The sequence below is a fragment of the Corallococcus aberystwythensis genome (genome assembly GCF_003612165.1).
Taxonomy (GTDB): Bacteria; Myxococcota; Myxococcia; order Myxococcales; family Myxococcaceae; genus Corallococcus; species Corallococcus aberystwythensis.
Window position 1 is genome coordinate 1 of the sequence record NZ_RAWK01000373.1, and the last position, 7,322, is coordinate 7,322.

Annotated in this window: 5 protein-coding genes; 2 read left to right on the forward strand and 3 right to left on the reverse strand. The window is 68.5% G+C overall.

The annotated features are described in order from the left end of the window. Window positions 1-334: galactokinase family protein (locus tag D7W81_RS37900; protein WP_279637935.1), on the reverse strand; the 334-nt coding region annotated here is incomplete at its 3' end. A 35-nt stretch (window positions 335-369) separates the two neighbouring features. Then, on the reverse strand, window positions 370-1,434 hold the full coding sequence (locus tag D7W81_RS37905; RefSeq protein WP_120560242.1) for an aldose epimerase family protein: 1,065 nt from the start codon (window positions 1,432-1,434) through the stop codon (window positions 370-372). A gap of 327 nt (window positions 1,435-1,761) precedes the next feature. Here D7W81_RS37905 and D7W81_RS37910 point away from each other — a divergent pair, with 327 nt between their 5' ends. Beyond that, window positions 1,762-4,617 carry a TonB-dependent receptor gene (locus D7W81_RS37910; protein ID WP_147445767.1) on the forward strand — a complete coding sequence of 952 codons (2,856 nt, stop codon included), beginning with the start codon at window positions 1,762-1,764 and terminating at the stop codon, window positions 4,615-4,617. Window positions 4,618-4,656: 39 nt separating this feature from the next. Here D7W81_RS37910 and D7W81_RS37915 read toward each other — a convergent pair whose 3' ends face one another. Then, complete coding sequence (locus D7W81_RS37915) at window positions 4,657-5,688, reverse strand: glycoside hydrolase family 43 protein (protein ID WP_120560244.1); 1,032 nt, start codon at window positions 5,686-5,688, stop codon at window positions 4,657-4,659. Between the two features lie 108 nt (window positions 5,689-5,796). Here D7W81_RS37915 and D7W81_RS37920 point away from each other — a divergent pair, with 108 nt between their 5' ends. After that, on the forward strand, window positions 5,797-6,738 hold the full coding sequence (locus D7W81_RS37920) for a glycoside hydrolase family 43 protein (RefSeq protein WP_120560245.1): 942 nt from the start codon (window positions 5,797-5,799) through the stop codon (window positions 6,736-6,738). The last annotated feature ends 584 nt before the right edge of the window (window positions 6,739-7,322 follow it).

Consider the following 7,322-nt stretch of genomic DNA (forward strand, 5'->3'; position numbering starts at 1 on the left):
CCTCCCAGCCCTTCAGCGTGTGGCCGGCCTCCCGCAGCGCCCAGGCGACACCCTTGAGGTATTCGCCCCACTCCGTGCCGGCGCGCGACAGCGGCCCGATTTCGAAGGACAGGGACGCGCTGTAGTCGAGCGAGTGGACGACGACGCGGCGGTCCTCGCGCGGACGCAAGGCGATCCACACCTCGCGGTCGATGGCGATGGGGAGCACGAAGCCGTCGTTGTAGTCGGTGTGCTCACCGATGAGGTTGACGCGGCCCGGGGCCCGCACGACGGCGGTGGGTGCCGCGCCGAAGCGCCGGTGGAAGTCCTGCTCGACCTGTTCGCGAAGCGTCATCGAAGTGTTCACCAGGGTGGGGACGCGAGTGGAGCTCACGCTCCTGAGACGGAGAAGCGGTAGAGGGTGCGCGAGCGGTACTCTTCGCCAGGGCGCAGGATGGTGGAGGGGAAGGCCGGCTGGTTCGGCGAGTCTGGCAGGTGCTGGGTCTCCAGCGCGAAGCCGAAGCGGTGGTGGTAGACGGCGCCCCGCTTCCCCTTCAGCGTGCCGTCGAGGAAGTTGCCGGAATAGAACTGCATGCCCGGCTCGGTGGTGTGGACCTCCATCACCCGGCCGGTGGTGGGCTCCAGGACGTGCGCGGCCAGCGTCAGCGCGCCGGGCTGGCCCCCCTTGTCGAGCACGAGGCTGTGGTCATAGCCAATCCCGTTGCGCAGCTGCTCGTCGTCCTGCTGGATGCGCGCGCCAATGGCCGTGGGCCGCCGGAAGTCGAACGGCGTGCCCGTCACGTCGCGCAGCGGCCCCAGCGGGATGGACGTGGCGTCAATCGGGACGAAGCGGTCCGCGTTGAACGTGACGACATGGTCCAGGATGTCGCGCTGCCCGTCGCCCGCGAGGTTGAAGTAGCTGTGCTGCGTGAGGTTGACCGGCGTGGGACTGTCCGTGGTGGAGTGGTAGTCGAAGACGAGCGCGTTGTCGGCGGTCAGCGTGTACGTCACCCGCGCCGTCAGCGTCCCCGGATAGCCCTCCTCGCCGTCGGGGCTGACGTAGGTGAGGACCAGGCCCATGCCCTGGTCGTTCTCGAAGGGCGCCGCCGTCCACACCACCTTGTCGAAGCCCTTGAGCCCGCCGTGCAGGTGGTTCACCCCGTTGTTCGTCGCCAGCGTGTACTGCCGGCCGTCGAGCGTGAAGCGACCCCGGGCGATGCGGTTGCCATAGCGGCCGACGAGCGCGCCGAAGTAGGGGGAGTCCGCCACGTAGTCCGCCAGCGCGTCGTAGCCCAGCACCACGTCGTCGAAGCGGCCGTCCCGGTCCGGCACGCGCAGGCTCAGGAGGATGCCGCCGTAGTTGGTGACGCGCGCCTCCATCCCCTGCCGGTTGGTGAGGGTGTAGACCTCCACGGGCTGTCCGCCCGGGGCCGTACCGAAGGAACTCCGCTCCACGGTGTCTCCTGGAATGAAGATGGGCGCGCGAGCCTGCCACGGGCGGGATCGCGCTGGAAGGAAGAGCTGGAAAACCCGCTCTGAGTGAACCCGCGCACGGCCCCAGAGCCACGAATCACAGACAAGTGGGCCTGGGTCCAATAGCAGCCCCGTTGCAACACCTACCACCTCGTGCAGGGACCGTCCTTGACGCAGGGAGTCTTATCTCTCCCCCTCAGGGCCAGAAGCGCCGGGAGACACTGATAACTCGCCTTGACACCCTCCAGCCCCTAAGGCAGATGCCACCCGAACAAAGCTGGAATGCATGAATTTTTTGGAGAGCCCTGGATGCGTTTGAAGACACTTCTTCTTTGCCCGACCACCCTCGCGCTGCTGATGCTCTCCACCGCCCCGTCTGGAGCCCGGGCGGCCCAGGCGGACGCGCCCCTGCGGACCGCGGAGAACACGCCGGACGCCCCTGATGCCGGGACGGCGCCGGACGCCGGGACGGTGGTGCAGGCCCCCCCGCCGCAGGCGGACGCGGGCACGTACGCCGAAGCCACCGAGCCCTACGACGTCGGCGCTGACGAGTTCTACGAGGAGGTCGTCGTCGTCGGCCTGCAGCGCAGCATGCAGCAGGCGCAGACCATCAAGCGCGAGTCCGACCAGATCGTCGACACGGTGGTGGCGCAGGACATCGGCAAGTTGCCGGACGTGACGGTCTCCGAGACGGCGGCGCGCATCCCGGGCGTCCAGGTGGACCGCGCCCGCGGCGAGGCGAACGGCCAGGTGCTGGTGCGCGGCCTGCCCGACCTCACGACGACCTACAACGGCCGTGAAATCTTCACCGCCGAGACGCGCAGCGTCGCCCTCGCCGACTTCCCGGCGGGCGGCATCGCGGCGCTCGAGGTCTACAAGTCCACGACGGCCGAGCAGGTCGAGGGTGGCCTCGCGGGCCTCATCGACGTGCGCTCGCGCCGGCCGTTCGACTTCGACGGCTTCGAGGTCTCCGGCTCCGTGCGGGGCGCCTACGCCAACCAGTCCGGCCGGTACGACCCGAACGCCAACCTGCTCATCACCGACCGCTGGAAGACCGGGGCGGGCGAGCTGGGCGCGCTGGTCAACCTCTCCTATACGCGCCTCAACTACCTGGACTCCGCGCGCTGGAACACCGGCTTCATCAATCCCGGCACGGCCGCTGACACGGGACAGCAGTTCGTCGCCCCGGACGTGGTCGGCATCTTCTACGGCGGGGGCCAGCGCGAGCGGCCGTCCGTCAACGCCTCGGTGCAGTGGAAGCCGAATGACGCGCTCGAGTTCTATGTCGACGGACTCTGGCAGGGCTACCGCGACAGCGTCTCCGACCGGCAGCTGGAGATGCGGCTGTGGGGCAATGGCGCCCGGTACACCAACGTGACGCTGCGTCCGGGCACGGACGACCAGGCGCAGAGCATGACGGTGGAGAACGCCGCCCGGCCGTTCATGTTCCAGGGCGCCACCCGGCGCGAGACGGACACCCTCCAGCTCGCCGTCGGCGGCGCGTACGACGTGGGGCCGCTGCGCGTCACGGCCGACGTCGCGAGGACGAACAGCAAGTTCGACCTGTCGCTCTACAGCTTCGACCAGGAGCTGGCCACCTCCCCCACTTTCGACGTCAACTTCGACGTGCCTCGGGGGCCCGGCGGCATGGAGTTCATGCTGCAGAACTACGACCTGACGGACCCCGCCAACTACCGCTACGTCGGCTTCTTCGACCGCTCCTATGTCGCGGGGGGTGACGACTGGCAGGCCCGCGCGGACGCCGACCTGAGGACGGGCGTGTCCTTCATCCCGAAGATTGAGTTCGGGCTCCGGGCCACGACGCGCGACGCCTACCAGGAGAACGGTCAGCGCTACTGCGCCGACGATGACGGCGGCAACCCCGGCGCGCCCTGCGGCCTGGCGGCCGGGACGCCGCTCTCCGAGCTGCCGGTGGACCTCCATGTGTTCCGCGGCGGCTTCCGCGGCGGCGGCGACATCCAGGGGACGCGCACGTGGGTGGTGCCGACGTACGACAGCATCCGCAACAACGTGGAGCAGCTGCGCGCCATCCAGGGCTTCAACCCGGGCGACCCCGAGCGGCTGCGCATCTTCGATGCGAGCGAGCAGACCTACGCCGGGTACGGGCAGGGCCGCTATGACTTCAAGGTCGGCAGCGTGCGGGTGGACGGCGTCGTCGGCGCCCGAGTGGTGGGCACGCACACGGAGGTCTCCACCACGGCGGTGGGCGGTGCCGTGCAGAAGGGCAGCGGGAGCTACACCGACCTGCTCCCCAGCGCCACCACGCGCATCCGCTTCATCCCCGACCTGCACCTGCGGCTCACCGCCAACCAGACGCGCACGCGGCCGGGCTTCGACCAGATGCGCCCGGTCACCCTCGGCTCGCCTCCGCCCTGTCTGAATGATCCGAACCCGCCGCCGGGCTGCCAGATCACCGGCAGTGGCGGTAACCCGGACCTGGAGCCCGTGCGCTCGAACAACTACGACGCCTCGCTGGAGTACTACTTCCTGCAGACCGGCATGGCGTCACTCGCCCTGTTCCACCGTGACATCCAGGGCTTCATCACGAACCTGGATGTGACGCGGGACGACCCCACCTACGGGGCGGACCGGGTGCGCGTGAACATCCCGGTGAACGGCGGAGAGGGCAGCATCCAGGGCTTCGAGGCGTCGCTCGGGACCTTCTTCGACTTCCTCCCGGAGGGCTTCGCGAGGGGCTTCGGCGTTTACGGCAACATCACGTACCTGGACGACGAGCAGGCCTTCCCCACGGGCTTCAACCTGGCGCTGGGCGAGGTGGGCCGCATCCCCGGCGTGTCCAAGTGGTCCTACAACCTCGTCGCCATGTACGAGCGCGACGGACTGTCCGCGCGGCTGGCGTACAACCGCCGCTCGCGGTGGATCACCAGCTACGTCCAGAACCCCGACGGCGACGGCTTCACGGGGGAGTACGTGGACGGCGTCGCGCGGCTCGACTTCTCCGCGAGCTACGCGCCCTGGAAGTCGAAGCCGCTGGATGGCCTCTCCTTCACGTTCGACGCGTCCAACATCCTCGGCAATCCCTACCGGAGCTTCCGGCAGTTCACGCCCGAGGGTGACACCTACCCTCGCGACGTGCGCTACGAGGAGAGCATCTTCGCGCTCGGCCTGCGCTTCCGCATCTAGCGCTGACCGGTCCGCGCTGGGGCTCCGGAGCCGGGAGCTTCAGCGCGGGGCGATGCGGGGCACGCCGTTCTCCCAGGACAGCTGGGCGATGTGCATGAAGCGGCCCTGCTTCAAGGGCCCGCAGGCCTGGGTCGCCGACCAGGAGTGGAAGGCCATCAGGTCCCTGCCTCCAGCCTGGAACACGGTCTGGTGACCGGGACCACTGAGGCAGGGCTGGGACGCGCTGGCGAGGAACGGGTTGGTGGGAGCATCCACGCACGGCCCCAGCGGCCCCTCGCAGGTGGCGTAGCCGATGGCGTAGCTCGACACGCGCTCCGAGTCCTGCCAGCCATAGTCCCCGGCGGAGAAGAACAGGAAGTAGGCGCCACCCCGCTCCACCATGGTGGGCGCCTCCACCACGTGTCGCTCCCAGGGTTTGTCATTGCGGACGAGCGAGACGGGCTCGCCGACGAGCTGGAGTCCGTCGGGGGAGAGCCGCTGGGCGAAGAGCTCCGTCGGCTTGTTGAAGGCGGAGTGGTTCCCGTCGTTCTTGAAGTAGAGGTAGAGCTGCCCGTCCGGAGCCCGGAAGGGGCTCGCGTCGATGGTGCCGCCGAGCGCCTCCTGGCAGACGAGGGGCGCGGCCGCGTCCGACGTGAAGGGCCCGAGCGGATCCCGGCTGGTCGCGACGCCAATGCACTGCAGGCCGTTGGCCGCGTGACGCGCGGTGAAATAGAGCACGTAGCCGGCTTCAGTCCGGAGCACCTCGGGTGCCCAGGTGAAACCTTCCTTCACCCAGGGCGGCAGGACCGGCATCGCGTCGTGCTTGCGCCCTGACGCCGCGTCATCCGTGAGGAGCTGCCAGGTCGTCAGGTCGGTGGAGGCCGCCATCTGCACGTTGGCGCCGTCATTCGTCGCATAGGCGAGATAGCGCCCTTCGTGCTCGAGGATGAACGGATCCGGGAAGTTGGCCCGGAACACGGGCGGATAGGACACATCGGCCCGGGGGGGAGTCCCGCTCTTCGAGGCACAGCCATTCAGGACCAGGGCCGCGGCGAAGAGGCCGCGGAACAATGTGCTGCTGATGCCGGACAAGGGAGCTCTCCTGACGCCCTCACCCGGGCCGGGGATGGACGTTGTTGGCCTGGAGGTTATCAGGCGTCACCACGGTCGTGGAGCGACGCCGTGATATCCAACCGTCCCATGCCGATCCGTTATCGCAACCCTGTTCATCCCACCTACTTCGCGGACCCGTTCGTGCTGCGCACGGGAAGTGGCTACGTCGCCTATGGCACCGGGAAGGTCGTCGACGGACGCTCGTTCGAGGTGCTCACCTCCCCCGACCTCGTGCACTGGACCTCGGTGGGGGGCGCGCTGGAGCTGCTGCCTCCCGAGACAGGCACGGACTACTGGGCGCCGGAGGTCGCGGAGCACGAGGGGCGCTGGTGGATGTATTACTCGGTGGGGTTCGAGGACCGGGGCCACCACCTGCGCGTCGCGGTCGCGGACGCGCCCACGGGCCCGTTCCGGGACCTGGGCGTCAACCTGAGCCCGGACGAGCGGTTCGCCATCGACGCCTCGCCGTTCCGGGATGACGACGGGACCTGGTACCTCTTCCACGCCCGGGACGTGCTGGAGGGAGCACGGGTCGGAACGATGCTCGCGGTGGACGTGCTCGACGGGATGACGGCCCTGCGCGGGGGACCGCGCACGATGCTCACGCCGTCGGATGACTGGCAGATCTACCAGCGTCAGCGGCAGATGTACGGCCAGGTCTACGACTGGCACACGCTGGAGGGGCCGTCCGTCGTGAAGCGGCACGGTCGGTACTGGTGCTTCTACTCCGGAGGCTCATGGCTCACGCCGTCGTACGGCGTCGCATATGCCGTCGCCGACCACCCGCTCGGCCCGTGGACCGAGCCGAAGGGCGTGCCGCCGCTGCTGCGGACGGTTCCCGGCAGCATCATCGGGCCCGGGCACAACAGCGTCGTCGTCGGGCCCGACGGTCAGGACGTGATGGTGTACCACGCGTGGGATGTGGGCCAGACGGCACGGCGGATGTGCATCGACCCCATCGTGTGGACGCCGGAAGGACCGCGGGTGCTCGGACCGACGGATGAGGAAGTCGAGTTGCCACGGCGGTAGGTGCCAGGGTTGGGTGCGGAGGCCAACACCAGACGGCCGGCTGTCTGGTGTGCACGCGGACCTCCTCGCTCCCTGCTGCTCGTTGTGTGAGGACTGGGCTGAGACGTGCTCGTTCTACAACTGTAATGGCGACCCGGTGTGCGCGGCGGAATGCGAGCAGGATGAGCACCCCCCTCTGCTGAGCCCCAGGGCATTGAGCAACGCCTGAAATGACGACGGGCTGGGGACAGCGAGGTCTCCAGCCCGTTTTCATTAAACACAAGGCAGCGGAAACAACATGACGCAGTCAGGCAGAGACGCTCGGGTGGGTACGCTTGACACAAGTTTCCGCCTGGATCAGAAGCTCCCCTCCTAATCGCAACCGGTTACATCGACCCAGAAGGGGAAGTCGACATGCGTGGAGGGCCGTCTTCATTTCGAAGCTGGAGCCGAAGGGGCGCAATGCTCCTGATGCTCGCAGTGCTGAGCGCCACTGCGTGTAAGAAGGACCCGGAGAAGCCGCCGGGAGAGCCGGTGGTGGAGGAGCCGCCGCCGCCCCCTCCTCCCTGTCTCTTCTACACATCTCCGCGCCCACGAGACATGCG

Coding starts and splice junctions, on each gene's coding strand:
- D7W81_RS37910 (WP_147445767.1), top strand. CDS start 1,762: ATGCGTTTGAAGACACTTCTTCTTTGCCCGACCACCCTCGCGCTGCTG.
- D7W81_RS37920 (WP_120560245.1), top strand. CDS start 5,797: ATGCCGATCCGTTATCGCAACCCTGTTCATCCCACCTACTTCGCGGAC.